Genomic DNA, 26,642 nt, shown 5'->3' with positions numbered 1-26,642 from the left:
TATTCATATTCAATTAATACAGCAGGTTATTGCGAGAATTTCACTCTCTGTGGCAGGAACTTACCACGGTTTACAAAAGCGCCCCACCTTTCGGCAGGGCGTTTCAGCTTCAATATGACAAGGCTTACGCCACTGACCACCGCTCGGCCATGCGTGCGTTGTCCATCTGCCAGAGGTTGCCCACTGTTTCCGGTGTCGCGATGCGATTGTTCAGCGCCTGCACATAGTTCGCAAACATTGGCAGGATCACGCCGCCATCGTCACGCAGGATCTGCTGCATCTCGTAATACTGCTCGCGGCGCTTGTCGCTATCGAGCTCGGCACGGGCGGACAACAGCAGTTCCTGGAAGCGGGGTTCATCCCACTGGCTGTCGTTCCAGGGCGCACCGGCCTCATATGCGGTCGAGAACATCCAGTCCTCGGTCGCGCGGCCCGACCAGTAGCTGGCACACCATGGCTTTTTCAGCCAGACATTGGACCAATAGCCGTCAGCCGGTTCCTGGATCACATTGATGTTGATCCCGGCTTCGGATGCAGAATTTTTATAAAGAAGTGCGGCGTCAATAGCGCCTTCAAACGCCGCGTTTGATGCGGACAGATCAAGGTCGATGCTGTCGAGACCTGCCTGCCGCAGATAGAACTTGGCCTGATCAGGATCATAGGCCAGTTGTTCCATATCCGCATTGTAGTACTGGTTTGCAGGGCCGATCGGCGAATCGTTACCGATCTGACCGTGTCCCAGCAGGATCTTGTCGACCATTTCCTGACGGTTGATACCGTATTTCAGCGCGCGGCGGACATTCACGTCATCAAACGGTGCAACCTTTGTCAGCATCGGGAAGATATAGTGCTGGTTACCGGTCAGTTCCTGAATACGCAACGCAGGGTTTGCCCGCAACAGCGCCTCGGTCTGGAAATCAATCCGGTTGATCGCGTCGACCTGACCAGTGAGGAGCGCATTGGTCCGTGCTGTGTTGTCATTGATCGCGATATATTCGATCTCGTCAAAGAAACCGGCGCTGTCACCTTTATAGTGATCCGCATAGCGGGTTGCCACCATGCGCACGCCCGGATCGAAGGATTGGACCTGATAAAGGCCCGTACCGATACCCTGCGCAATCGCCTCTTCGATCTGGCCTGCGGGATACATCAGGATGTGATAGTCCGACAGCAGATAGGGCAGGTCGGCGTTACCGGCGGCAAGTGTCAGCTGCACCTGATGATCGCCCGTCTTCTTCATGTCCACGATGGCGGAAACGATCGGCTCAGCTGCAGATTTCGCGCCTTCGGCAACGTGCATTTGCAGCGATTCAATCACATCATCCGCACCGAAGGATTTACCGTTGTGGAAAGTGACACCCCGACGCAGGTTAAACGTCCAGACCTTCGCATCTGCAGAGGCTTCCCAGCTTTCAGCCAATTCGCCCTTAAGAAGACCATCAGCGCCGACTTCTGTCAGGCTGTCAAAAACAGCACCCTGTGCCGAAGCGATCATAAAGAGGTCAGAGTGTGTGCGTCCGTCCCAGCTGTCAGATGTGTTTGCACCTGAGAGGCCGGCGGTCAGTTTACCACCGCGTGTTTGCGCGCGCAGTGGCATACCTGATAGGCCCAAAACACCCGCTGCTACACCCGTCTTTAACAGGCCACGTCTACTAATTCCTTGCATCTTTGCATTCTCCCTAGTTGTACTATTCGGCATTTTTCGCCGGTTTATTCCATCACCCTCGTGAATGATTCGAATTACATCTTATCAACAGCTGCATCGCCAATGTTATCAACTCCGCGTTCAGCAAGCAGATTAGTGAGCCAATCCGGGTCCATTTCAGGCACCGAGGACAGCAACAGGTCGGTGTAGGCGTGATGTGGCGGCTTGAACATTTCCGTCTTTGGCCCTTGTTCTACCACACGCCCGTCCTTCATGACGACCACTTCATCCGAAATTGCGCGCACTGTCGCCAGATCATGTGTAATAAACATGTAAGTCAGCGAAAGCTCGTCCTGCAACCGTGCCAATAGTCGCAGAATGCCTTCGGCGACCAGTTGGTCCAAGGCAGAGGTCACCTCGTCGCAGATGATAAACTTTGGCTCTGCTGCCAAAGCACGTGCAATGCCAATACGCTGTTTTTGCCCGCCAGAGAGTTCAGACGGAAGGCGATGATAATACTGCGAAGGCTCCAACTCGATCTGTTCGAGAAGCCCATCTACCTTTTTGCGTTTCTCTTTGCCTTTCAAGCCAAGATAAAACTCGACAGGGCGCGCAATGATCTGACCGATCGACATGCGCGGGTTCAGTGCCGTGTCAGCCATTTGGTAGATCATCTGAACCTGCTGCAACTGGTCCTTGGTCCGCTTGCGATAGTCCGCAGGCAATACTTCCCCGTGCAGCAAGATCTGCCCTGCTTTGGGCGGCAAAAGACCTGTGATGCAGCGCGCCGTCGTCGACTTCCCCGACCCGCTTTCACCAACAACCGCCACGGTGCGGCCTTCATGCAGATCAAAACTGACGTCATGCAAAACCGGCACTGTGCCATAAGACGCATCAACATTCTGGACGCTCACCACAGGGACAGAGCCTGTTTGTATCGCCGGTTTCTGGGGCCGCTCAAAACTGCGCACCGCCCAGAGTGATTTTGTGTATTCCTGCGTCGGCGCAGTCAGCATCGTGCGGGTGTCGGCGGTTTCAACCTCATCACCCTTTAGCAGCACTTTGATCCGGTCCGCCATTTGCGCCACAACAGCAAGGTCATGGGTGATATAGATCGCCGCAGTATTGAACTGTTCCACAATATCACGGATCGAGGCCAGCACTTCGATCTGCGTGGTCACATCCAGTGCCGTTGTCGGTTCGTCAAAAATGATCAGATCAGGGCGGCAGGACATTGCCATCGCCGTCATGCAGCGCTGCAACTGACCACCAGACACCTGGTGTGGATAACGGAACCCGATCTGTTCAGGGTTCGGCAGGCGCAGTTTGCGATAAAGATCAATGCCGTCCGCTGCACTCTCAGCGCGGCTCATCTTGCCGTGCTGCACGGGGCCTTCGACGTGCTGGTCCATCAGTTTATGGGCGGGATTAAAGCTCGCAGCAGCAGATTGTGCGACATAGGCAATACGCTTGCCCAGCAATTCACGCTTGACCGAAGCCGATGCTTTCAACAGGTCGATCCCGTCAAATTCAACCGATCCTTTGCTGATGCGCACACCATCGCGGGTATAGCCCATCGCGGCCAATCCAAGGGTCGATTTGCCAGCACCAGATTCACCGATCAGCCCAAGAACCTCGCCGCGCGCAAGTGTCAGGTCAACACCATTGATGATGGGGCTCCACGTCTCGTCGCTCCGGCCCTCAAGCCAGACATCGCGCATTTTGACGAGTGGTTCTTTGCTCATTCCTTTAGCCCCGATGATTTCTGCAGCATCCAGTCCACCACGAAATTCACGGCAACCGTCAGCAGCGCAATCGCACCAGCCGCCAGCAAGGGGGCCGTTGCCGCCATCGGCGCGAATTGCGCAAAGTTCACGAAGCCCGCAAGGTCACGTACCATTGTCCCCCAGTCAGCTAATGGCGGCTGGATACCCACCCCAAGGAAAGACAAGGACGCGATCGTCAGGAAAACAAAGCAAAAGCGCAGGCCGAATTCGGCAAGAAGCGGGGCCATTGCATTGGGCAGGATTTCCTTGAAAACAAGATATCCCAACCCCTCACCGCGCAGTTTGGCCGCTTCGATATAGTCCATCACAACAATGTTCTGTCCGACCGCCCGCGCCAGACGGTAGACCCGCGTGCTGTCGATCACCGCAATGATGATGACCATAAAGAAGGTCAGAGGAATGCCCAGCTGTGGTGCCCACACTTGCGCGATGGTCATCAACAAAAGCGCGAAAATCAGCGACGGGATCGCCATCAACACATCAACCGCGCGCGACAGAAGCTGATCCAGCCATCCGCCCAGCGTGGCGGCAAGAAAACCAAGGGTGCCCCCCAAGAGAAACGCCAGAACGGTGGTCGCAAAAGCGATGCCGACGGTGTTCTGCGCGCCAAAGATCAACCGGCTCAGGATATCGCGACCAATCTGGTCGGTGCCCAGCGGAAAATCAGGGTTGCCGCCCAGCGCGGGATCGCCACCAGGGATAATATTCGCGGCAACGCCTTGGATAATCTGTTCCTGACCGTAAGGTGCGATTGCCCCCGCAAAGATCGCAAGGATCGCGTAGATCAGGATGATCAGAATACCGAAAGCTGCGGTCAGAGGCATTGAACGGAAGAGTTTTTTGGTTGCTGCGGTCCCAACCGTGCGCCCCAGAATGCGGAACAGCCACGCCGCGATCGCAAAGATGATAAAGCCCTCGATCGCGATGCGCAGGAAGAAGAACTTATTGGCGATGGCAGGGTCCGCACTGCGCCCTTGCATATAGGCCCATACCAGCCAGACCAGAACAGCCACGCCCAGAACATAGCCGTATGCGACGCCATAGGGCATATCCCGAAACTTCGGTGCATTCCCTGTTGCCGCCTGTCCGGCAAAGCGGAAACCCCAAGCCAAGGCACCCATACCGACCAGCGCTATCACGGTCCATACGATCATTTCGGATGCCTCAGACGTGGATTGGACAGGATCGACAGAATATCGGCTGTCAGGTTCAACAGAATAAAGGCCGTTGCAAAGATCAGGCAGCACGCCTGCACGACGGGAATGTCACGGTTCTTCACAGCATCCACAAAAAGCTGACCAATGCCGGGATACACAAAGACCACCTCAACCACGACAACGCCGGTAATGAGATACGCAAGGTTCAGCGCGATGACGTTGATAATGGGAGCCAGCGCATTTGGCAGGGCGTGCTTGACGATCACCCGCATTGGCGAAAGGCCCTTCAGCCGCGCCATTTCGATATAGGGCGAGGCCAGCAGATTGATGATCGCGGCCCGCGTCATCCGCATCATATGGGCGGTGACAACAAGCGTCAGCGTCAACGCAGGCAACATGGATCTCTCGACCCGTTCGCCAAATGGCATGCCCGCAAAGATATTCGATAATGACGGAAAGATCGGGTTCAGAACAGCCAGAAACAGGATCAGCACGTAAGCCAGAAAAAATTCAGGGCTTGAGATCGAGGTCAGCGTAAAGATGTTGGTCGCCCGGTCAAAAACGGTATTGCGGTAAAGCGCTGCCAGAATACCAAGGATGATGGAGAGCGGCACAGCTATGGCGGCCGTGATCATTGCAAGGAACATTGTGTTACCGAAACGCGGCGCAATCTGTGCAGCAACGGTTGTTGCGCCCGAGTCTGTCCCGGTAAAGCTAGAAAAATTCGCCTGTGCAAAGCTGGTGCCCAAATCACCCTGCATCACGCCGCCCAGCCATTGAAAATAGCGTGAAACAAGCGGCTCATCGAGCCCGAGATCGGTACGGATCGCGGCAACTGCCTGTGGCGTGGCACCTTGGCCCAGGATGGATTCAGCAAAGTCCCCTGGCAGCAAATTGACCGCCACGAAGATAACGATCGACACAATGAGCAATGTGAGAAGGCCGAGCGCAAGACGTTGCAGAATAATCGTTAGGACGTTGCCCAAGTTTACTATTTCCCCGGTAGCTGGACCTAAAGCTTAACGGCATATTCCCGTCTGTAAAGACTAAAGCCCCAGCGCATGACGCTGCGCACCCATCATATCCATCGTGCGCACCAGCTCTGCGCTGATCCCGGGTTCCGATAAGGCATGTCCGGCACGCCCGATAAAAGTCAGGCGCGACTTGGGCCACATCTGCGAAAGTTTATGCGCAGAAACCGGCGGACAAATCATGTCATAGCGCCCCTGAACAATGACGCCCGGCACATTGGCAATCTTGGCCATCTGGTCAGGATGCAGAATCTGCTGATCCTCGTTGAGAAAGCCACCATGATAAAAATAGTGGTTTTCAAGGCGCGAAAAGGCACGGGCATAATCCGCAGGGCTTTCCCCTGTCACACCATCACTTTCGATCGAGGCGAGGGCGTTTTCCCATGATGCCCAGGCACGCGCGAAACGGACCTCGAGATGATGATCACCTGAAAACAACCGGCGGTGATAAGCTGCGATAAAATCATCATGCTCGTCTGCGGGGATCAGAGATGCAAAACGGTCCCACAGATCAGGCCAGAATTTGCCGGCACCACCACCATAGAACCAATCCAGCTCGGGCTTTGTCATCAGGAACACACCGCGCAAGGTCAGGGCGGCGGCGCGGTCGGGGTGGGCTTGCGCATAGATCAATGCCAGCGTCGCACCCCAAGAACCGCCAAAGACAATCCAGCGATCAATGCCCAATGTTTCACGGATCAACTCGATATCGGCGACCAGATGCCATGTTGTATTGGCTTCGACGCTGGCATGAGGCTTTGAGCGGCCACAGCCGCGCTGATCGAACAGGATGATGCGGAAAACATTGGGATCAAAATAGCGGCGCATCGCAGGGCTGCATCCCCCGCCGGGCCCACCATGCAGCACGACGACAGGAACACCATCAGGATTGCCGCATTGTTCCATATAGATGCAGTGGCCATCGCCAACATCCAGCATCCGCTGATCGAAAGGATCAATCGGCTGGTAAAGATGTGCCCCTGGGCGCTTTTGTCCTACGACTTTGTCCATAATCACCCTATATCGCGACTTGAACTGAGTGACCACAATGCGGAGCGATGAAAATGTCGGCAACGAACACAGTAGACCCCGGTGAAATTGCCAAGTTTGAGGCGATGGCCGCAGAATGGTGGGATCTGAACGGCAAATTCAAGCCTCTCCACATGATGAACCCTGTCCGGCTTGACTATATCACGCGTCAAATTGCCGCCGAATTCGGACGCGACCTAGGCCAGCCTGAACCGTTCAAAGGCCTTCGGATTCTCGATATCGGCTGCGGTGGCGGGCTTTTATGCGAACCGATGGCGCGGTTGGGCGCGACTGTCGTTGGTGCTGATGCTGCAGAACGCAATATTCCCGTGGCCCAAATCCATGCCGAACAATCCGGTCTTGAGATCGACTATCGCTACACCACAGCCGAGGCCATGGCCGCAGCAGGCGAACAATTCGATGCCGTTCTGAATATGGAAGTGGTCGAACACGTGGCGGATCCACAAGGCTATCTGGATGCGTGCCAGCAATTGATGAAACCGGGTGGTATTCACATTTGCTCGACCATCAACCGCAACCCGAAATCCTTTATGATGGCGATTGTCGGGGCCGAATACGTGATGCGCTGGCTACCGAAGGGCACGCATGAATGGAACAAATTCATCACGCCGGATGAGCTGTTCGGATTTCTGGAAAAGGCCGGTATGACACCGGTCGACCGCAAAGGTTTTGTGTTCAATTTTGCCAAATTCACGTGGTCCATCTCGGACCGCGACTTGTCAGTCAACTATGTGACGGCAGCAACAAAGCCTGTTGCATAGCAAGCGGAAAGGACCCTAAGCTCTGCGTAGAGTTGACCGTCTGTTGAGGCCGGTCAACTGCTGCGGCGCAAACGCATGAGTAAAGAGATTTGATAGGCCCGATAAAGATCTACCGCCGCGTCGTGCGCTTTTACACAAAACTATTTAGAAACCTGTTTTTTGGTAAACCCAGTGTGAGTGACCAGCGTGCGCGCGCGCTTACACATATGAGCAACAAGGTTATTCGACAGGCAGGTGTCGAACCGATTGCCTACAAGATTGTCCATTCGCAGGAACAACAACCTGCAACAGATGTGATACTGCGCAAGGAACAAGGCAGCATTGTTGCGCTTGTCCGCACCGATTGCGAATGGAAGTATGTCTTTGAGACGCGCAACAAGATCGCGCCTTATGTCTTTTGGTTCCAACAGACGTCTGATGATGTGCGGCAGATCACCGTAAATGCGGCTGACGGCAATCTTGCTAGCATCGCGGACTACAGATTTTCAAGCATGTCCGATCAGCATGTCCTGCTGCCTGATGCACATTTCTTCGCGCAGCGCGGCTATGCTGAAACCGACGTATTTGCCGCAAACAATAGATTGTCATGGAGTGACAGATCCGATGAAATCGTCTGGCGAGGGGCAGTCAATGGCACAGGCCATTGGAGTGTGGACCCTGAAACGGTTATTTTGCCCGGTATGATGCAACGCTTGCATATGGCCCATAAGTGTAAGGCGCTGGACGTGGATTTTCGTTTTGTGGTTAGGCCTGAAGCGCATGACTATGCGGTCCTCAAAGATGCAGGGTTTCTTGGTGATTTTATTCCAACCCATGACTGGGGTGGCATGAAATACGCGATTGACATTGACGGCTTTACAAACGCGTGGTGCAACCTTTTGCAGCGGTTGAAGCTGGGTTGCTGTGTGCTCAAGGTCGCAAGCCCCTTCGGCTATAAACAATGGTACTATGACCGGCTGATCCCGTGGGAGCACTTCGTGCCAATCAGCGCCGACCTTTCTGACCTGAGTGAAAGGATCGAATGGGTCAAAACATATCCAGCCAAGGCAGGCGAAATCGCCAGACAGGGCCAGATCCTGGCCAAAGGTCTGACCTTTGAAAGCGAAACCCATTATGCCACGCGTGCCATCGAAGAACGCGAGCGCCGCGCGTGACTTTCTGGGGCAATAAATCCGTGCTTGTTGCAGGTGGCGCCGGTTTCATCGGGCGCCATCTGGTGGAAGCCGTCCTGCATAGTGGCAGCAAGGTCTATGTCTTGGATGACTTTTCAACTGGACAAGAGGAACCACTGAAAGCGTTGGATCAAACCAATCTGATCGTTCAGAACTGCGATATTTCGCAGCCCACGACACTTCCGCAGGTCGACATCATCTACAATCTGGCCAGTCCCGCATCACCCGTGCACTATCAAAGCGACCCGATCCGGACATGGAAAACCAACATTCTGGGAACACTGCAACTTCTTGAAGCCGCCCAGACCTATGCTGCAACATTTGTGCAGGCCTCCACCAGTGAGGTCTACGGTGACCCGCTTTCACATCCGCAAAAGGAAACAGACTGGGGGCATGTAAATCCGGTTGGACCTCGCGCCTGCTATGATGAAAGCAAACGTGCTGCAGAGACCGTGTTGATGGACGCAGTCCGCACTTTGGATGCCGATGTCCGTATCGCCCGCATCTTTAATACCTACGGGCCCGGCATGACCGCATCAGACGGACGCGCGATCCCTAACTTCGTGGCGCAGGCGAAAACCGGAAAAGCGCTGACAATCCACGGCGACGGCACACAGACCCGCAGCTTTTGTCATGTCAGTGATACCGTTGCCGGGTTACTGCGTCTCGGTGAAGTACCTGCTGCGCGGGGCGAGATTTTCAATATCGGGAACTCCGTAGAGAATACGATCCTTGAGATCGCACAAGAGATTGTCGCCCTGTTTGGCAACGGAAACGACATTGTCTTTGAGAACCGGCCAGTTGACGATCCTCAGCGCCGCCGGCCTGACATCAAAAAAGCCCAAGACTTGCTGGGGTGGACGCCCAAAGTCGCGTTACGGGAAGGTCTTATGACACTTCTTGACCGTGACGAACCGGTCTTGGCGGACACCCTCTAGACGCATAACGCGGCGCTAGTCGATCTGCCCCAGCTTCAATCGCATTTCCCGCAGGACGGGCAAAACGGCTTTGGCTTTGTCCTCACCTACTTTCGTCACGACATCGGCAATCACAGGTGCGATAGCGGCCAAAGCCGCGTCGCGGGCAGCCTGACCCGAGGGGCTGATCGCGACCATCTTGCGCCGTGCATCATCCCAATCGGGGCGGACATGCACCCACCCCGCCCATTCGAGTTTGTGAAGGGTGTTTGTCATCGCACCGCGGGTCAGGTGGAACGTCTTGGCAAGTTGCGCAGGCGTCCGTTCGGCACCCGCATTCGCCAGATGGTTCAGAACCGAAAAATGTGAAAGCTCCATCCCTTTTGGCAAAACCCGCGCCACGTTTGCCCGTGCCAATTGATCCACAGCGAGAATTTCGCTGAACAGGGAAACGGCAAGGTTATGTGCGGTATCTGACATCAGGGACCTTCAAAGGGACGATCATGGCTGAGTGCCGCAATCCGTTTGCGGCTTTGTGCCACTTCCGCAGGGTCAAGATCAACCAAGGCAAACCCTGGTTCGGTCCCTAAATCCGCCAGGACCTCGCCCCAAGGCGAAATTGCCATCGTGTGCCCATGTGTTTGGCGCGGCCTGCCTGCTTGGGCCGCATGCTCGCCGGTCTGGGCGGCGGCCAAGACATAGCACCCCGTTTCAATGGCGCGGGCCCGCAGCAAGGGTTCCCAATGTGCGGCCCCTGTTACGGGGGAAAATGCGGACGGCACCAGCAAAACCTGCGCACCTGCTTGGGCAAGCGCACGGTAAAGATAGGCGAAACGGATATCGTAGCAGATGCTCAACCCGATCTTTGCAAAAGGCGTATCCGCGACAACTGCCTGTGTGCCCGGCCGATACCCGGCGGATTCGCGGTAGGTTTCCGTCTCTGACACAGTCACATCGAACATGTGGATCTTGTCATAACGCGCGACGATTTGCCCCGCAGGATCAATCAGGAACGACCGATTGGCAAAACGCCCGTCATGGTCATCGGTTTTCAGCGCCAATGAGCCAACCGAGAGCCAGACACCATGTCGGATCGCCGCCTCGCGGAGTCCGGCAAGAGTGATATCGTCGGCCTCGTGCTGAAGAACCCGCGTCTGATGCGCCCGATCTTGTGAGATACAGTTGGTCACTTCCGGCGTCAGGACAAAACCTGCGCCCTGCCCAGTTGCTTGTGCGACCATGTCAGCGGTCTGCGCCAGATTGGCGGCGGGATCATCGCTGACATTAAGTTGTAGGAGGGCCGCCTTCATGCGGCCAGCAGCGCGTCCAGTTTGCCGCCGCGCTCAAGTGCGAAAAGATCATCGCAACCGCCCACATGGGTGCCGTCGATGAATATCTGCGGCACTGTGCTGCCGCCATTCGCGCGCTGGATCATTTCTGCACGGCGCTCGGGCTGTGCAGAGATATTCACCTCGGCAAAGCTGATCCCTTTGGAAGATAGCAGGCGTTTGGCCATATGACAAAACCCGCAGGTTGGTTTGGTGTAAATCTCGACAGTTGCCATAAGAATGATCCTTGCATCGCGTTGGCACTGATCTAAGCGTCTTTGACCACTCTTGCCAGAGTAACAATCGACACATTTCTGGCACCGGCGGTCATCACAGCCTCGGCACAGGCAGCAAGCGTGGCCCCCGAAGTCATGACATCATCTACCAAAATCACGTGTTTATCCATAATTTGCGCAATGCGTTTCGGGTTCGGCGAAATAGCCCCTGCAAGTTCGGAAAAACGCGCGTCACGGCTATGGCCTTGCAAGGTTGCAGTGCGTTTGTGCCGCAAGAGCGCATCAACACAAACCGGCACATCCATCACTTTGGCGATCTCTTGCGCAAGCAGGGCAGATTGGTTGTAGCGCCTGCGAAGAAGCCGGAGCCAATGTAGCGGGACAGGCACAAAAACAGTGTCTATTTCAGCCCAATCCGATATCTTTTGCGCCATCCACCGCGCAGCAGGTCGTGCAAGTTCGGTACGGTCACCATGCTTGAGTGACAAGACAAGGCGCCGTCCGACACCACTATAGGCCAATACTGTGCGGCCACGATCCCACGGGCGGGCAATGGTCATGCAATCATCACACTGCACCGTTTCGCCGTGATCCTCTCCTGGCAGCGGCACACCGCAACTGTCGCAAACCACCCCGCCAATGAACTGTGTTTCGCGCCAACATGCGGCGCAAAGACCAAAATCATCCTCGGTCGGCGCGTCGCACGCGACACATTGCGCGGGATAAATTGCCCGAATGACGCTTTGCAACCGCATGAATGCACCCTAAATGACCGACATGGATATGCCCCTGATCACCGACCGTGCCGCCTTGATGCGCAACCGCGCCCGCGCTTTGCCCAATGCGTTGTTCCTGCAAGAACATGCTGCCGATGAACTTCAAGAGAGACTGATCGAGGTTAACAGAACCTTTACATCGGTCGCGATTGTCACCGGTTTCCCCGATTTTTGGGCTGCGCGTTACCCTGATGCGACGATTGTACCGGATGACGACACGCTTGATCTGAAACCACAGGCGCATGACCTGATCCTGCACACCATGTGCCTGCATTGGGCGAATGACCCTGTCGGCCAGCTGGTGCAGGCGCGCCATGCGCTGAAACCTGATGGATTGTTGCTTTGCACCTTCCTTGGCGGTCAAACCCTGCATGAGTTGCGCAAGTCATTGGCCGAGGCCGAGGTGGCTGTGACCGGTGGTCTGTCGCCACGGATCGCACCCATGGGCGAAATTCGTGATCTGGGCGGGCTGTTGCAACGGGCCGGCTTTGCCTTGCCGGTCGCAGATGGCTCACCGCTGACCGCAAGCTATGTCAATGCCTTCCACCTGATGCATGATTTACGTAAGATGGGCGAAAACAACGCGCTGACGGGCAGGATCAAGCACCCGACGCGGCGCAATGTCCTGACCGAGGCAGCCTGCATTTACGCTGACAATTTCCGTAACGCCGAGAATCGCGTCGATGCCACTTTTGAGTTCATCACGCTCACTGGATGGGCACCTGCCGAGAGCCAACCGCAGCCATTGCGCCCCGGTAGCGCGAAAACGCGCCTTGCAGATGCCCTAAATACAAAAGAAACGCCTTTAAACAGGTCCAATGATTGACGCGACGCGTATCCCATTTAACTACCAGCAAAATGACGTTACCTAAGGGCCCATGAAAATGTTTGATGCACAGAACCAGGCCGAAGAGCGCCCTGCCGTATGCCCCGTACATGCGCAACCCGATCATCCGGCGGTGAAACCGGCCCGTGTTGGCATTTTGCTGGCAAACCTCGGGACACCCGATGCAACGGATTATTGGTCGATGCGGCGGTACCTGAATGAATTTCTATCCGACAAACGTGTCGTGGATTATTCCGCCTGGATCTGGCAACCGCTCTTGCAGTTGGTCATCCTGACCAAGCGCCCGTTTTCGTCCGGTGCGGCCTACAAGTCGATCTGGAACGAGGAAGACAACGAAAGCCCGCTGCTTACCATTACCAAAAAACAGACCGCTGCGATCAAAGCGCAGATGGTTGAGCGCTATGGTGACGATGTGCGCGTGGATTTCTGCATGCGCTATGGCAACCCATCGACCAAATCGAAGGTGCGCGAGATGGTCGAAGCAGGATGTACCAAAATCCTGTTCTTCCCGCTCTATCCACACTACGCTGGTGCGACGTCAGCGACGGCAAACGACCAATTCTTCCGTGCCTTGATGGAAGAAAAATGGCAGCCGGTGGCAAGGGTTGTTGAGCCCTATTTCAACGAACCCGCTTACATCGAGGCGTTGGCGCAATCCATCGAGCGCGCCTATGCGGAAGCAGAAACAAAGCCCGAAAAACTGGTGTGTTCGTACCATGGTGTCCCTGAACGCTATCTGCGCGAGGGAGACCCCTATCACTGCCAGTGCCAGAAAACGACGCGCCTGCTGAAGGAACGCCTGGGCTGGGAAGACACGCAGATCGTCACAACGTTCCAGTCGCGTTTCGGACCAGAGGAATGGTTAAAACCCTATACAGTTGAAGAGGTTGCGCGCCTTGCCGAAGAGGACGGGGTGAAAAACATCGCCGTTTGTGCCCCAGCTTTTTCGGCTGACTGCATCGAGACGCTGGAAGAGATCAACGAAGAGATCAAGGAAAGCTTTGAAGAGGCCGGTGGCGAACATTTCACCTATATTCCGTGCCTCAACGATGATCCTGCGCATATTGAGGCGCTTTCAGGCGTGATCGACAAAAACTTGAAGGGTTGGCTAGGCTAACCGCCGCTGATGAAAGTAGACCTGTCCAATACCGGTGCGACCGTTGATGCCCATGACCTTGGGCCACTTCTCGGCCTCGACCCCTCCGAAGTTCCGGCCAAAATGCGGTCGGGCGAAATCACAAGCCGTTCCGAGCAGGGCATTGACGAAGATGCGGGGCGCGTACGCCTGACATTTTGGTATGCTGATCAACGTGTTCGGCTGATTTGTGACTCTGACGGAACCGTCCTGAAGACGACGAGAATCAAGGCCGCAACCTGATTGCAGCAGTCGGCAGCAGATTGTCTAATTCTCACATTCTCTGACAATTAGATGCGCGCTGCATCAAGAACTAGCGGCTGATTGATTGAAAAGACTGCCTTTTGTGCAAATTGTGCCATATTTTTACCGGTCACCGCCCCAAAGGAAACATAATTCGATGTCATAAAACCACTGTAAAAGTGTTTGTTTGGAGCGTGCCGCCTGTATGGCACGACGAGTGAGAATTATGACTGCAGTAACCCAGCCAATGCAAGGTGACGAGCATCAGGAACGAAGTGAAGCCCTTCCTGATGGAACAACCTTGTTGGGTGACCAGTTTACGGTGGAACGAGCACTAAGCAACGGCGGCTTTGGCATAACCTATCTGGCCAGGGACAATTACCTTGATCGTCGCGTTGTTATTAAAGAATGCTATCCTGAAGTATTCTGTATGCGCCATGGCAAAAACGTGCTTGTGCGCTCTGATCAGCACAAAGAAAAATACCGCACAATTGTAAAGATGTTCATGCGTGAGGCGCGGAGCATCGCAAAGATGCGTCACCCCAATATCGTTGGCGTCCACCGCATTTTTGAGGACAACCAGACAGCCTATATGGTGCTTGATCTGATTCACGGCCGCGATTTGCTGAGCATTGTGAATGACAAGAACACGCCTTTGCCGCCGGCACAGGTTAGGGAAATCCTGATCAAGGTGCTGGATGCGGTCGATCTTGTTCACCAGAATGACCTGCTGCACCGCGATATTTCGCCAGACAACATCCTGTTGGACAAATGGGGAAGCCCGTTCCTGATTGATTTCGGGGCGGCACGCGAAGAAGCCAGCCGTGAAACACGTGCTGTTTCATCGGTACTGATCGTCAAAGACGGCTATTCTCCACAAGAATTCTACTTTGCTGGCGGCAAACAAGGCCCCAGCAGTGACCTTTATGCGCTGGGCGCTACGTTTTATCACCTGATCAGCGGTGTTGCCCCGCCAAATAGCCAAACCCGCATGGCCGAATTCGCAGGCAGAAGCCCTGATCCCTGTGAACCACTTGCTGGGCGCTTCCCTGAATATGATCGCACGTTTCTCGAAGCGATCGACAAAGCCATGCAGATCTTGCCCAAGGCGCGGATCCAGTCAGCACGGGAATGGCTGAACATCATCAACAAAGAAGGCGAGCGGGTAAAACCGCTAAAGGTAAATTCCCGCTTTGATCTTAACAAGACTCTGACACGGTTGGTGTCCGAGACGAACGAGTACGTTCTGAACTCTGAACCGCGCACACCGAAATCAAAACCGCTTGAGCTTAAATCAGCAGAGCCCAAACCGGTAAAGGCACCGGGCTGGGTTCAGGAATTCAACCACGAGACTGGAAAAGCGCCTCAGGCGGGGATTAGCAGTCTGGTCGACACAGTCGAAGAGCAGCGTGCGGTTGAAAAGACGGTCGCCGAGCTTGAAGCACGCAAAGCTGCGCGATTGGCTGCCGAAGAACGCAAGAAGAAATGGTGGCGTTTGGGTTTTTTGAGATAATCGTATCCTCCAAACGCATAGGACCTATGGATTGAAAAAGGGCGCATCAGATAATGCGCCCTTTTTCATTTAGTCAAACGCTATAGGCGTCAAATCAACAAAACCTGCGTCCCAACACGGGTCAGCGCATAGAGCTCTGCAATCTGCTCGTTATAAAGACCAACGCACCCGTTAGAGGACCGGCGGCCAATCTTGCGTGTGTCGTGGGTGCCGTGAATACGGTAGTACTGCCAAGACAGGTGCAAGGCATGCGTGCCAAGCGGGTTATCTGGACCCGGTCCAATGAAATCCGGCCACTCTGGATTACGAAGCTTCATAGACGGAGTCGGCGCCCAGCTTGGTCCTTCAACCTTGCGTGTAATCTCGGTCCGGCCGGTGCGTGTCAGTTCCTCTGACAGCGGAACACTTGTTGGATAAAGTTTGTAAACCGACTCATCTTCAGACCAGAAATGCAAAGCACGCGACTGCAGGTCGACAAGAATCGCGCCATTGTTCAGGTTACTGAAGTAAGGCTGCCAATCCAAAGACCGGAAACTTGCAATATTCCGTTGAACACCCTGCGAGATATCAGCCTCGATTTCGGTACTGTTGGCCGTCTGCGCAACGGCCCCTGTTCCAACCATAGCTGCCGAAGCCGCCAAGAAACCACGGCGCGAGAATGAATTTGTCATTTTGGCCCTCCTCAAAGGATCGTTTATTATTTGGATTTATTAATATGTCTGGCCTGACACCGCAATTCAAACAAATGTCATTCCCGCCAATCCAAGCCGATGTGGGTTTGAAGTGTCACGCCAATCAAGCTAAAGGTTGAAAAAAGGCAAATTAAGCGAGTGGTGTAATGTTGCGACGCGAAATCTTGATGGGACTGGCAGCAGTCGGACTTGCGGCCTGTAGTGCTCCGAGCAACAGACCGCTTGGGCCGGATGGTCTCCCGCTACCGACGGCATATGTTATCCGTCCTGGCGACGAAGCCGCCGTGCAATTCCGGATGCTGGACAGCGTGAACGCGCTGCGGCAAACCGCAAGTGTCCCACCTGTCGTTCTTGATGCACGGCTGAATGCCGCCGCCGCAACACATTCACGCGATATGGCCGTGCAAAACCGGCCCTGGCTTTTTGGATCTGATGGCTCGAGCCCACTGGAACGGGCGCGCCGCGTTGGTTTCCCGGGGCGGCTCTTGGGCGAGAATATCTCGGAGTCTTTTGAATCCGAATTGCAAACGCTGGGTGCGTGGATGGCGCAACCCGATACACGTGCCGTGATCCTTGATCCCGAAGCGCGCTTTATGGGTTTTTCCTGGTACCAAGAGGAATCAGCAAAGCTCTGGTGGACCTTGAACATGGGAAGCGACCCAAGCCTTAGGCAGCCAATCGTCGGCTTCAGTTTCTAGGCGTAGATGTAGATCAGCGTGCCAGTGTCGACCATCGCGTAGACTTCTTCCATCTCTTCGTTGGTGACCGCAATGCAACCCCACGTCCAATCCGGTGTGCCGATCCATTTTTGGGGCGTGCCGTGGATAAAGATATCGCCCCCGGGATCCACACCTTTCGCCTTCGCATAGGCAAGGTCGTTCGCATCAGGATAAGAGATCCCCAAAGAAAGGTGGAATCGGCTGTTGGGGTTGCGCCGATCAATCCGGTAGCCGCCTTCGGGCGTGCGACCGTCACCTTCTTGGGTCTTGTGGCCGATCGGATCAAAACCCAGATCGATTTTGTAGGACTTCAGCAGTGTACGGTTGTTGAGCAACTGCATTTCGCGCCGTTCTTTCAGCACCTGAATACGGGTTACTTCTGGTCCGGTGTAAACCGATGCCTGACTTGCACATCCAGCAAGCCCAAATGCGGCCGAACCCGCAATCATGGAACGTCTTGAAATCATATCTCTGCCCAATCACTACGGTCTACGCCGTTTCGATCAGATTATATGATATGGATGTTTCAGAAAAGATAATGTTGTGCGATTCCATTCATTTCCGCGTGAATGATGCAACAACCTCCACATGGGGCGACCAGCGGAACTGATCCACGACCTGCACCCAACGCATAGCAAACCCTGCATCGACCAGCATTTTTGCATCGCGGGCGAATGTCACGGGGTTACAGGACACCATTGCGATGGTCTTGATGTCCGATTCTGCCAGCGTGGCGATCTGCGCCTCGGCCCCTGCGCGTGGTGGATCAATCACAGCGGCATCAAAATGAAGCAGCTCATCCGGCTCAAGCGGGCGGCGAAACAAATCGCGGGTCTCTGTGGTGACACGACGCAACTGATGTCCCGCCCGCCAGCCCCGATCAAGTGCTGCCAGCATCGCAGCTTCGCTCTCAACTGCATGCACCTCTGCGCGTTTTGAAAGCGGAAGAGTGAAAGTGCCGCAGCCTGCAAAAAGGTCGATGATGCGGGCCGCATCGGCGGTGATTTCGTCAACTGCGGCAAGCAAGGTGGCCTCGCCATGTTTCGTTGCCTGCAAGAACGCACCGGGCGGCGGCACAACACCGGTCCCACCAAAATCCTGCATCGGCGGATTGATCGTAACGACAGGTTCGTCGTTCCAAACCAGCCGTGACAGGCCAAACTGGTTTGCCAGTGCCGCCAATTCGACACGCAACTGCGGCGTCAGCTCTTTTTCTGTCCCGATCAATATATCGGGGCCAAGAACCGCATCCGTCACAGTCAGGTCAATTTCGCCTTTGCGCGAACAGGCCAGAACGGTCAAAGCCTCGAGCGCGGGGAAACTGGCCAGCAATGATGGCGTGACCAACTGGCAGTCCGTCACTTGCACAAGGTTATCCGACGCGCGGGTGTGAAACCCGACCATCGCGCCCTTTTTCGTGCGCCGCCCCGAGAATTTCGCCCGCCTGCGCGACTGTGCGGGTGACGTCGCAATTTCGCGGAACGCCGGGTCCAGTCCGCGGGCATGGACGGCTTTGACAACGATATCCTGCTTCCACGCGGCCACAAAGGCATCGGAGGCATGTTGCATCGCGCAACCACCGCAGGTCTTGAAATGGCGGCAAGGGGCGGCGACCCGATCCACGGAAGGCGTCACAATCCGCAGGGTACCGTCCTGCGCAACGTCCACCTCTTCGCCCGGCAGGACACGCGGCAACAAGGATTGCCCGTCAGAGGCGCGCCCCATCCCGAGGTGGGTCAGACTTTCGATCGTCAGCATTTATTCCGCCGCATCTTTCACATTGATGAACCCACCGGATTGGCGGTTCCAATAGCGCGCGTAAAGACCGCCTTGGGCCAGTAGCACGTCATGCGTTCCTTCTTCGACAATGCGACCTGCGTCAAGCACGACGATACGGTCCATCCGCGCCAAAGTGGACAGGCGGTGTGCGATAGCAATAACGGTTTTATCGTCCATAATAGTGTCTAACGCGAACTGAATCGATGCTTCGACCTCGGAATCAAGCGCGCTCGTCGCCTCGTCCAGCACCAGAATTGGTGCGTCTTTCAGGATTGCGCGCGCAATGGCAATCCGCTGGCGTTGCCCGCCCGAGAGCTTGACGCCGCGTTCGCCCAAATGCGCATCATAGCCGGTGCGCCCTTTATGATCTTTCAGCGTCAGGATGAAATCATGCGCCTCAGCCTTCTTTGCCGCAGCTTCGATTTCGTCCTGTGTCGCATCGGGTTTGCCGTATTTGATGTTATCGCGGGCCGAGCGGTTAAACATCGCGGTTTCCTGCGTGACCATCGCGATCTGGCGGCGCAGGCTTTCTTGAGTCACGTCCCGCACATCGGTGCCATCAATCGCAATCCTGCCCGCCTCGGCATCATAAAGCCGCAGCAAAAGTGCGACCAACGTTGATTTGCCCGCACCCGACGCCCCGACCAGCCCCAGCTTTTCACCAGGCGCCACATTCAGCGACACACCGTCCAAGCCACCCGGGCCGCCGCCATAGGTGAATGACACATCCTCCAGCGTAATCGCGCCCTGATGCGCGGTCAGTTCAATCGCGTTTTCAGCATCAGTCAGCGTATGTGCTGGGCTGAGCGTGATCATCGCATCTTCAACCTCGCCCACATTGGCGTACATGCCCATCAAGGTGAAACTGACCCAACCTGTCATCTGCGCAAGCCGCAGCGATATCGCACCAGCAGCGGCGATATCACCGGCAGATGCGGTGCCCACGCTCCAGAAATAGAGTGTCATGCCAACCAGAATAACGGGCAAAAGCCCGCCCAGCGCCATCAGCCAGAAACGGAAGGATGCAGACATCCAGCCATAGCGCACAGCAGTACCCCAGTAATTTTCCATCGCGTCAATTGCTGCGCGGTCTTCGTGGGCGTCATGGGCAAACAGTTTGACGGTTTTGATATTGGTGATCGTATCCACGACCTGCCCTGTGACCATCGCCCGCGTTGCGGCGCGCGCTTTGGACCTTGCGCGAATGCGCGGCATGAAAAAGCGTATCAGCCAGATATAGGACGCCGCCCAAACCGCCAAAAGCAACGCAGACCGCGCATCTATTGTGAACAACAGGATGATCGAAGCCACCAAAGACGCCAGAGCAAAGGCCACCGTGTGGATCATATCAACGATCAGGTCGGTTGTCGCACGTGCCGCCTGCATCTGTTTTTGGGCAATACGTCCGGCGAAATCATCGTCAAAGAATGTAACCGACTGGCCGATCGAATGGCGGTGCAAACGCGACAGGATCAGATTGCCCAAAGACGGACCAACAACAACCGCCTGCATCACACCAGAGATGCCAAGAATAACGGGGCGCAGAATGACGAAGAATGCAGTCACGCCCATCAACAGGATCACGTTTTCCGTGAAGTAGCCCTCACCCGAGGAATTGAGCGCGGCATCAATGACCCAGCCCAGCATCAGTGCTGTCGCAACCTCAAGCGTACCTGCCAAAGCAGACACTAATCCGGCCCAAAGCGTGATTTTTGTGCTGCCTTTCAGGCACCACCTTAGGAACGCCATCAGCGTCTGCGGCGGCGGACCCTCGGCGGGTTCAAAGGGGTCGATCCAGCGTTCTGGGGTCATTTTATTTCCTGTCCGCCCTGTCCCAGAAAGCCCCCTGATTGGCGCGCCCAGAACCGTGCGTATTGTCCATTTGCCGCAAGCAGTGCGTCATGCGTACCGTCTTCGATGATGCGGCCCTGATCCATCACGATGATCCGGTCCATCTGGGCAATCGTCGACAAACGGTGTGCGATAGCGATGACGGTCTTGCCCTCCATCATACCATAAAGTGTCTGCTGAATTGCGGCTTCAACCTCACTATCTAGTGCGCTCGTCGCTTCGTCCAAGAGCAGTATCGGCGCATCTTTCAAGATCACCCGTGCAAGGCTAATCCTTTGTCGCTGACCACCCGAAAGTTTCACACCGCGTTCACCGACACGGGCATCGTATCCTGTGTTGCCTTCGTTGTCCTGAAGCCCAAGGATAAACTCATGCGCTTCGGCCTTTTGGGCGGCTGCGATCATGGCCTCTTCGCTGGCGGCAGGATTGCCATAAAGGATATTTTCCCGCACCGAGCGATGCAAAAGCGCGCTATCCTGTTGCACCATGCCAATGGCACTGCGCAGGCTGTCCTGCGTGGCGGACTTGATGTCCTGCCCGTCAATCAAGATCTGGCCCTGTTCCACATCGTAGAACCGTAGCAAAAGCTTCACCAAGGTCGACTTGCCCGCACCGGATTGCCCGACAAGACCGACCTTTTCACCCGCAGCAATAGACAGGTTCACATGATCCAGACCGCCCGTTTTCCGCCCGTAGTGATGGGATAGATTGCGGACTTCGACTGCGCCGGCGTCAATATCCAGTGCCTTGGCATCCGGTTGATCCACCAACATTACAGGCTGGGCGATTGTCAGCATCCCTTCCTTCACAACACCCAATTCGCGGAAAAAATCCGTCATCGCCCACATGATCCAGCCCGACATGGCATTCAGACGCAACGCAAGCGACGTCGCGACAGCCACCACACCAACCGAGGCCATCCCCTGCATCCAAAGCCAGATGGACCAGCCAACGACACCCACAACCAATACGCCATTCAGCAGCATCAAACCCGCGTCCATCAGCGTATAAAGCCGCATTTCGATCTGGAAGGTCCGGCGCGCTTCCTCGATCGCTTCTTTGGCATAGTTAATCTCGCGGTCGTGATGCGCGAACATTTTGACAGCGTGAATATTGGTATAGCTGTCCACGACACGCCCCGTCACTGCACTGCGCGCATTCGACGCCGCCTCAGAGGCGGGTGTGATGCGGCGGATGACCCAGCGGAGCAGCACAAGGTAGGGGATAAGCCAGAACATAAGCGGGACCAACAACCACAGGTCAGCTTGCCCCAGCAAAACGGCAGCCCCGATGATATAGGCCACGGCGAATGCCAACGCATCGAACAGCTGAAACACAACAGACCCCGCAGCGGGGGGTGTTTGCATGATGCGGTTCGCAATCCGGCCTGCGAAATCATCCTCGAACCAACCTACGGATTGCCGCAACACATGGCGGTGCGCCCGCCAGCGGACAAGCGTGCCAAAATTCGGCAGGATCGTGTTGTTCAGCAGCAGGATTTGCAGCATGTGAAAAGCTGGACGGATGGTCAGGATCAGGAACGCGACCAGTAGAAACTCACCGCCACTCTCGGCCCAGACCTGTGCAGGTGTGCCGCTACCAAGGATATCAACAAGGCGGCCAAGATAGCTCAGCAGCCAGATTTCTATCGTCGCGATGATGATGGCGGAAATACCTGTGACCCAGAAAACCTTTTTGAACGGCTCTGCGTAGGCGCGCAGAAACGGGTAAAGCCGCTTAGGCGGCGTGTCGTTCTCCTTGTAGGGCACATAGGGATCGACAAGACCTTCGAACCAACGAAACACGGGGCCTGCCTTTCTGGGTTAGACCCCCGCTATAGCAAAGCTTATCTCAGAGAAAAAGCAGGACCGAGAAACCCGCCAAAGCCAGCGCCATGACGCGCATGAAGATGCGCCAGGCAGCAGGGTTTTTCAGCAGGTAAGCCAGCAAACTGCCTGCGACCGCCCAGAAGATGCAGACGCCAAGGTTGAGTGAGGAGAACGTTGTCGCCAAGGTCAGCGCCTGCTGCATGGGTGCCAGCGTAGCGACATAGGCGGTGGCGCTGAGCGCAACGGCCCAGACCTTGGGGTTCACCCATTGAAACAGGATCGCCTGAAGGAATGTGAAAGGCTTGTCAGTCTCGCGCCGCTTCAAAGGATCAGCGCGCCAGAGGTTATAGGCCATCCAGAGAATCCAAAGGCCCGCGATGATCTTCAACACCCCGCCCAGCGCTGGCTGTGCAGTGATCAGTGCCCCGATGCCGATGCCTGTGACAGCGGCAATGATGCCAACGCCAATGACCACACCAATGATATGCGGCATAGTGCGCTGAAACCCGAACCGCGCAGCCGACGTGGTGATCAAGATCACATTCGGCCCGGGCGAGAAAAGGCCGAAAAAGACAAAACCGATAAGTGGCAGAAACTCAGCCAAGCAAGTCTGCTTTCGTGAGGGTAAAGCCCGAGGCGATCCACCGCGCCTCGGCGTCTTGCAGGGCTTTGCCCAGCGCGGGACCGGAAAGCGCAGGCATCAAATCGGCAGCTTTGAGGGGGAATACTTGGTTTGCCGCATGGGTGATCTCCACAAGAGCAGTATCGGCTATTGGCTGTCCCGATGACGCGGATTGCACCAGCAAGGCGTCCCTGCCCGCGACCTCACCGTGACGATAAGCGGTTTCAACCGGCGACAGACCGGCGGTGATATGACCAAGCGCGCGGGATTGGGCGTTGGACAGGCGCAATACCTGTGCGGGGTCCCCACCGATAACCGCCAAACGGCGCAACGGATCGGGTGCGACACCAAGCGATTGTTCCAGATGCACAAGAACAGCCAGTGCCCCACTTTCTGCCCCCGGCAAAACCTGCGCCAAAGCCCCGGTTGAGGCCATCGCAGCCAGAGCTGGTGCGGGATCAGGTGCACCAAGAAGCTTGAGCATTTCAGCGGTGATGCGCTCCACCGAAAGCGATTGCAGGCCTTCGATATTATCCGCACAGGCGGCCATCCCATCGCGGTCGGGGCCTTCACGGACATCCCCATACCACGCGTAAAACCTGAAAAACCGCAGGATGCGCAGGTAATCTTCTTTGATCCGCTGATCCGCGTCCTCGATAAACCGCACACGGCGCGCGATAAGATCGGGCAAACCACCCAGAGGGTCGGTGATCTGGCCATCAGGGGCGGCATAGAGCGCATTCATGGTGAAATCGCGACGGCGCGCATCATCCTTGATGTTATCTGAAAAGGCGACAGCAGCGCGGCGGCCGTCGGTTGCGACATCACGGCGAAACGTCGTGATCTCGAACGGGGTGTCGTTCACAACCAAAGTGACTGTCCCATGGTCGATCCCTGTGGGAATGGCCTTGATCCGTGCTTTCTTGGCCAATGCCATCACTGTCTGCGGAAGGGCATCAGTCGAAAGATCAAGGTCCGCAACGGGCGCGCCCAGCAATTCATTGCGGACACATCCCCCCACAAACCACGCCTGATGGCCTGCGTCAGTCAGCAATTTGCACACCTTTTGCGCGCCCTCATCGTGCAACCATGATGCGGAAATGCGGGTCATGTCATCCGCTCGGCAAAGGCACGCAGGATACGCGCGGTGGCACCCCAGATATAGTAGGGGCCGAAAGGCACCGTGTAGTAGAGCCTGCGGCGACCTTGCCAGCGCCGGCCCTCGATCAGGTAGTTTTTTGGCTCGAGAAGATGTGCCAAAGGGACCTCAAAGATCTCGCTCACTTCACCCTGTTCCGGAACAGGATCATAGTGCCCGTCAATGAGGCCGACAATTGGTGTCACCTGATACCCTGTGACGGTCTGATGCGGGGGCAGTGCGCCCAAAACATCAACGATCACAGGCGGCAGGCCAATTTCTTCACGGGCTTCGCGCAGGGCGGCATCAACAAGCGTGGCATCAATGGGGTCTTGTTTACCTCCGGGAAAGGCAATCTGACCGGGATGGTGTTTGAGCCGCGCCGAGCGTTTTGTCAGAATAACAGTCTCGGTTTCCGCGCGAATCCCGATCAGCACGGCAGCAGGCGTGAGCACCGCATCGGGTTTCTTCACATCGGCGTTCAAGTCAAAATCAGAAGACGCGCTGCCCGCTTGTGCAAGCGCGCCTTCCAGTCTTTTACGCAGATCAGGCACCGGTATCCGTGGCTTCAAACCCGAGCGTTTCAGGTTTGAAAATATAGTGCGCGCCACAGAACTGGCAGTCCGCTGTTACGGTGCCTTCTTCGGTTGTCATCGTGCGGATATCCTTGGCCGAATAGATCGACAGGCTTTGACGGACGGCATCCTCGGAACAGCTACAGCCGAATTTGACGGGCTGGGCATCATAGACGCGCGGCTGTTCCTCGTGGAACAAACGCACAAGCAGGTCCGTGGGCGCAACGCTTGGGCCGATCAGCTCAATCTCGTCCACCGTATCCAAGAGCACATTGGCGCGTGTCCAGTTTTCGCCCTCTTCGGCATCGAGGATATCGCTTGCGTCCAGCAGACCGTCTTCGCCTGATCCACCTTCGCCCGTTACATGGGGCGAAGCCTTGGGCATATGCTGCAACATCACGCCACCGGCGCGCCAATGGCTCGCTTCACCGGGCAGTTGCGACAGGCCATGGGTCAGTTGAAAACGCGTCGGCAGCTGTTCGGATTGCGCAAAATAGGTTTCTGCACAGGCGGAAAGTGAGCCGCCAGCAATCGGTGTGATCCCCTGATAGGGGGCCATATCCTGACCCTGATCAATCAGGATTGCAAAATACCCTTTGCCAATCTGGCTAAACGGATCAGCCGACTGATCCAGTCTTTCCGCATCATAGGAGGCATAGGCACGGATACGCGCAGGTGCACCGTCTTCGGTCGGGCCGTAGTAATCGGTCGCGATCAAACGGGCGGGGCCATCGCCGCGCACCTGCAACGACAGCTTCCACCGCAGTTTCATGGTTTGACCGATCAAGGCAGTCAGCAAAGCCATCTCGGCCACCAGACCTTCAATCATGGCGGGGTAGTTGTGTTGCTTGAGAACCTGTTCCAAGACACCATCAAGCCGCGCCACCCGTCCACGGATGTCGGAGGCGTCAAGTTGGAATGGCAGGACGGTGTCGTCCCAGGCGATTTTGGTGCCGAGGCTCATGGTCTTTCCTAACAGGTTTCTGGATGGCATACCGCGCCTATATAGGTGGGGCAAGGCGGCGTCCAAGGGTGAAGCTATGATCAGACGGTATGGCGAGGTGCCACAAAACGGGCAGCGCTACAAATTGCGACCCGGTGTTTACGCGATTTTACCGCGTGCAGGCAAGCTGCTCTGCACCTATCAGGGTGATCCGCATTACGAGGTGCAACTGCCCGGTGGCGGTATTGACCCTGGGGAACATCCGTTGAATGCGCTGCACCGCGAGGTGTTTGAGGAAACAGGGTGGCGCATTGCAGCACCACGCAAGCTAGGCGCGTTCCGGCGGTTCACCTTCATGCCGGAATACGACCTTTGGGCCGAAAAGCTGTGTCATATCTATTTGGCACAGCCCGTGCGGCCCCACGGCCCGCCAAGCGAGCCGGGGCATATGGCGCTGTGGATGTCCGTCGAGGAGGCTTTGGCAGAGCTTTACAACGACGGCGATGCGGATTTTGTCGCACGGTTTGCGTCTTAAGGGGCTTTGCCCCCGGCGCTGCGCGCCTCCCCCAGGATATTTTTGGGCCAATAATAACGGGACTGGTTGCTGTTCTTGCCCCTGTCGGGAAAAACCTTTATCGCGCGAGACAACTTGTATTGACGTAAAGGCGCTTGCTGATGACCGCTCCGAAAAAAGTTGTTCTGGCCTATTCTGGTGGCCTTGATACCTCGATCATCCTGAAATGGCTGCAGACCGAGTATGGCTGCGAGGTTGTAACCTTTACTGCCGACCTTGGTCAGGGCGAGGAACTGGAGCCGGCGCGCGCCAAGGCCGAGATGATGGGCGCATCTGCGATCTATATCGAGGACCTGCGCGAAGAATTCGTGCGCGATTTCGT

Annotated in this window: 28 protein-coding genes; 10 read left to right on the top strand and 18 right to left on the bottom strand. The window is 55.9% G+C overall.

Annotation, left to right across the window (positions count from 1 at the left end):
• Nucleotides 1-124: 124 nt before the first annotated feature.
• From VGP75_RS15620 to pip, 5 genes are all read right to left on the bottom strand, one after another.
• On the bottom strand, nucleotides 125-1,666 hold the full coding sequence (locus VGP75_RS15620) for an ABC transporter substrate-binding protein (protein WP_327544545.1): 1,542 nt from the start codon (nucleotides 1,664-1,666) through the stop codon (nucleotides 125-127).
• A 74-nt stretch (nucleotides 1,667-1,740) separates the two neighbouring features.
• Complete coding sequence (locus VGP75_RS15615; protein WP_327544544.1) at nucleotides 1,741-3,390, bottom strand: ABC transporter ATP-binding protein; 1,650 nt, start codon at nucleotides 3,388-3,390, stop codon at nucleotides 1,741-1,743.
• Nucleotides 3,387-4,586 (bottom strand): ABC transporter permease, encoded by a 1,200-nt coding sequence (locus VGP75_RS15610; protein ID WP_327544543.1) that lies wholly within the window; start codon nucleotides 4,584-4,586, stop codon nucleotides 3,387-3,389. Before VGP75_RS15610 ends, VGP75_RS15615 begins: the two co-directional genes overlap by 4 nt.
• On the bottom strand, nucleotides 4,583-5,575 hold the full coding sequence (locus VGP75_RS15605) for an ABC transporter permease (RefSeq protein ID WP_327544542.1): 993 nt from the start codon (nucleotides 5,573-5,575) through the stop codon (nucleotides 4,583-4,585). Before VGP75_RS15605 ends, VGP75_RS15610 begins: the two co-directional genes overlap by 4 nt.
• A 60-nt stretch (nucleotides 5,576-5,635) precedes the next feature.
• Nucleotides 5,636-6,631: a prolyl aminopeptidase gene (gene pip, locus VGP75_RS15600; protein ID WP_327544541.1), complete on the bottom strand. Its 996-nt coding sequence runs from the start codon at nucleotides 6,629-6,631 to the stop codon at nucleotides 5,636-5,638.
• A gap of 47 nt (nucleotides 6,632-6,678) precedes the next feature.
• Here pip and ubiG point away from each other — a divergent pair, with 47 nt between their 5' ends.
• The 3 genes from ubiG to VGP75_RS15585 all read left to right on the top strand — a co-directional run bounded on the left by ubiG (nucleotide 6,679) and on the right by VGP75_RS15585 (nucleotide 9,541).
• Nucleotides 6,679-7,431 (top strand): bifunctional 2-polyprenyl-6-hydroxyphenol methylase/3-demethylubiquinol 3-O-methyltransferase UbiG, encoded by a 753-nt coding sequence (gene ubiG / locus VGP75_RS15595; protein WP_327544540.1) that lies wholly within the window; start codon nucleotides 6,679-6,681, stop codon nucleotides 7,429-7,431.
• 173 nt (nucleotides 7,432-7,604) lie between these two features.
• Complete coding sequence (locus VGP75_RS15590) at nucleotides 7,605-8,585, top strand: glycosyl transferase family 90 (protein ID WP_327544539.1); 981 nt, start codon at nucleotides 7,605-7,607, stop codon at nucleotides 8,583-8,585.
• The gene (locus VGP75_RS15585; RefSeq protein ID WP_327544538.1) at nucleotides 8,582-9,541 is read left to right on the top strand and encodes a GDP-mannose 4,6-dehydratase; all 960 of its coding nucleotides are present in this window, start codon (nucleotides 8,582-8,584) and stop codon (nucleotides 9,539-9,541) included. The genes VGP75_RS15590 and VGP75_RS15585 overlap by 4 nt, the downstream gene beginning before the upstream one ends.
• 15 nt (nucleotides 9,542-9,556) lie before the next feature.
• Here the strand turns inward: VGP75_RS15585 and VGP75_RS15580 are convergent, their stop codons facing one another.
• Genes VGP75_RS15580 through VGP75_RS15565 form a run of 4 tightly spaced genes read right to left on the bottom strand, consistent with a single transcriptional unit; the run spans nucleotide 9,557 to nucleotide 11,839 of the window.
• Entirely contained in the window at nucleotides 9,557-10,000 is a 444-nt protein-coding gene (locus VGP75_RS15580) for a MarR family winged helix-turn-helix transcriptional regulator (RefSeq protein ID WP_327544537.1), read from the bottom strand.
• Nucleotides 10,000-10,830, bottom strand: coding sequence for a carbon-nitrogen hydrolase family protein (locus VGP75_RS15575; protein WP_327544536.1), 831 nt, complete (start codon nucleotides 10,828-10,830; stop codon nucleotides 10,000-10,002). Before VGP75_RS15575 ends, VGP75_RS15580 begins: the two co-directional genes overlap by 1 nt.
• Nucleotides 10,827-11,084 (bottom strand): glutaredoxin 3, encoded by a 258-nt coding sequence (gene grxC, locus VGP75_RS15570; protein ID WP_076660395.1) that lies wholly within the window; start codon nucleotides 11,082-11,084, stop codon nucleotides 10,827-10,829. Before grxC ends, VGP75_RS15575 begins: the two co-directional genes overlap by 4 nt.
• Before the next feature lie 32 nt (nucleotides 11,085-11,116).
• A complete protein-coding gene (locus tag VGP75_RS15565; RefSeq protein WP_327544535.1) occupies nucleotides 11,117-11,839 on the bottom strand; it encodes a ComF family protein in 723 nt (240 codons plus the stop codon).
• A gap of 13 nt (nucleotides 11,840-11,852) precedes the next feature.
• Between VGP75_RS15565 and VGP75_RS15560 the strand changes: the two genes are divergently transcribed.
• The 4 genes from VGP75_RS15560 to VGP75_RS15545 all read left to right on the top strand — a co-directional run bounded on the left by VGP75_RS15560 (nucleotide 11,853) and on the right by VGP75_RS15545 (nucleotide 15,598).
• The gene (locus VGP75_RS15560) at nucleotides 11,853-12,686 is read left to right on the top strand and encodes a methyltransferase domain-containing protein (RefSeq protein ID WP_327544534.1); all 834 of its coding nucleotides are present in this window, start codon (nucleotides 11,853-11,855) and stop codon (nucleotides 12,684-12,686) included.
• Between the two features lie 52 nt (nucleotides 12,687-12,738).
• Nucleotides 12,739-13,824 (top strand): ferrochelatase, encoded by a 1,086-nt coding sequence (gene hemH, locus VGP75_RS15555; RefSeq protein ID WP_327544533.1) that lies wholly within the window; start codon nucleotides 12,739-12,741, stop codon nucleotides 13,822-13,824.
• Between the two features lie 9 nt (nucleotides 13,825-13,833).
• Nucleotides 13,834-14,085 (top strand): DUF6522 family protein, encoded by a 252-nt coding sequence (locus VGP75_RS15550; protein WP_327544532.1) that lies wholly within the window; start codon nucleotides 13,834-13,836, stop codon nucleotides 14,083-14,085.
• Nucleotides 14,086-14,311: 226 nt separating this feature from the next.
• Nucleotides 14,312-15,598 (top strand): serine/threonine protein kinase, encoded by a 1,287-nt coding sequence (locus VGP75_RS15545; RefSeq protein WP_327544531.1) that lies wholly within the window; start codon nucleotides 14,312-14,314, stop codon nucleotides 15,596-15,598.
• An 89-nt stretch (nucleotides 15,599-15,687) separates the two neighbouring features.
• Here VGP75_RS15545 and VGP75_RS15540 read toward each other — a convergent pair whose 3' ends face one another.
• A complete protein-coding gene (locus VGP75_RS15540) occupies nucleotides 15,688-16,269 on the bottom strand; it encodes a L,D-transpeptidase (RefSeq protein WP_327544530.1) in 582 nt (193 codons plus the stop codon).
• A 167-nt stretch (nucleotides 16,270-16,436) separates the two neighbouring features.
• Here VGP75_RS15540 and dalA point away from each other — a divergent pair, with 167 nt between their 5' ends.
• Nucleotides 16,437-16,988, top strand: coding sequence for a divisome-associated lipoprotein DalA (dalA, locus tag VGP75_RS15535; protein WP_327544529.1), 552 nt, complete (start codon nucleotides 16,437-16,439; stop codon nucleotides 16,986-16,988).
• On the opposite strand, the gene VGP75_RS15530 is transcribed toward dalA, so the two are convergent.
• The 8 genes from VGP75_RS15530 to hslO all read right to left on the bottom strand — a co-directional run bounded on the left by VGP75_RS15530 (nucleotide 16,985) and on the right by hslO (nucleotide 25,767).
• The gene (locus VGP75_RS15530) at nucleotides 16,985-17,458 is read right to left on the bottom strand and encodes a L,D-transpeptidase family protein (RefSeq protein WP_327544528.1); all 474 of its coding nucleotides are present in this window, start codon (nucleotides 17,456-17,458) and stop codon (nucleotides 16,985-16,987) included. The two genes, dalA and VGP75_RS15530, sit on opposite strands and share 4 nt — an antisense overlap.
• 106 nt (nucleotides 17,459-17,564) lie before the next feature.
• On the bottom strand, nucleotides 17,565-18,767 hold the full coding sequence (locus VGP75_RS15525; protein ID WP_327544527.1) for a class I SAM-dependent RNA methyltransferase: 1,203 nt from the start codon (nucleotides 18,765-18,767) through the stop codon (nucleotides 17,565-17,567).
• Complete coding sequence (locus VGP75_RS15520; RefSeq protein ID WP_327544526.1) at nucleotides 18,768-20,600, bottom strand: ABC transporter ATP-binding protein; 1,833 nt, start codon at nucleotides 20,598-20,600, stop codon at nucleotides 18,768-18,770. It lies immediately after the preceding gene.
• Nucleotides 20,597-22,444: an ABC transporter ATP-binding protein gene (locus VGP75_RS15515; protein WP_327544525.1), complete on the bottom strand. Its 1,848-nt coding sequence runs from the start codon at nucleotides 22,442-22,444 to the stop codon at nucleotides 20,597-20,599. Before VGP75_RS15515 ends, VGP75_RS15520 begins: the two co-directional genes overlap by 4 nt.
• A 46-nt stretch (nucleotides 22,445-22,490) precedes the next feature.
• On the bottom strand, nucleotides 22,491-23,072 hold the full coding sequence (locus VGP75_RS15510) for a LysE family translocator (protein WP_327544524.1): 582 nt from the start codon (nucleotides 23,070-23,072) through the stop codon (nucleotides 22,491-22,493).
• Nucleotides 23,065-24,201, bottom strand: coding sequence for a CCA tRNA nucleotidyltransferase (locus VGP75_RS15505; protein WP_327544523.1), 1,137 nt, complete (start codon nucleotides 24,199-24,201; stop codon nucleotides 23,065-23,067). The genes VGP75_RS15510 and VGP75_RS15505 overlap by 8 nt, the downstream gene beginning before the upstream one ends.
• A complete protein-coding gene (locus VGP75_RS15500) occupies nucleotides 24,198-24,782 on the bottom strand; it encodes a CoA pyrophosphatase (RefSeq protein ID WP_327544522.1) in 585 nt (194 codons plus the stop codon). The genes VGP75_RS15505 and VGP75_RS15500 overlap by 4 nt, the downstream gene beginning before the upstream one ends.
• Nucleotides 24,775-25,767: an Hsp33 family molecular chaperone HslO gene (hslO, locus tag VGP75_RS15495; RefSeq protein WP_327544521.1), complete on the bottom strand. Its 993-nt coding sequence runs from the start codon at nucleotides 25,765-25,767 to the stop codon at nucleotides 24,775-24,777. The genes VGP75_RS15500 and hslO overlap by 8 nt, the downstream gene beginning before the upstream one ends.
• A 76-nt stretch (nucleotides 25,768-25,843) precedes the next feature.
• Here hslO and VGP75_RS15490 point away from each other — a divergent pair, with 76 nt between their 5' ends.
• Both VGP75_RS15490 and VGP75_RS15485 read left to right on the top strand, forming a co-directional pair.
• A complete protein-coding gene (locus VGP75_RS15490; RefSeq protein ID WP_327544520.1) occupies nucleotides 25,844-26,281 on the top strand; it encodes an NUDIX hydrolase in 438 nt (145 codons plus the stop codon).
• Between the two features lie 140 nt (nucleotides 26,282-26,421).
• Nucleotides 26,422-26,642 (top strand): argininosuccinate synthase domain-containing protein (locus VGP75_RS15485; protein ID WP_327544519.1); only part of this gene is annotated, 221 nt, incomplete at its 3' end.

The sequence above is a fragment of the Yoonia sp. genome (assembly GCF_036007805.1).
In the GTDB taxonomy this organism is placed as follows: domain Bacteria; phylum Pseudomonadota; class Alphaproteobacteria; order Rhodobacterales; family Rhodobacteraceae; genus Yoonia.
Note: the sequence above shows the minus strand (reverse complement) of the source record. Positions and strands in the feature narration are given on the sequence as shown.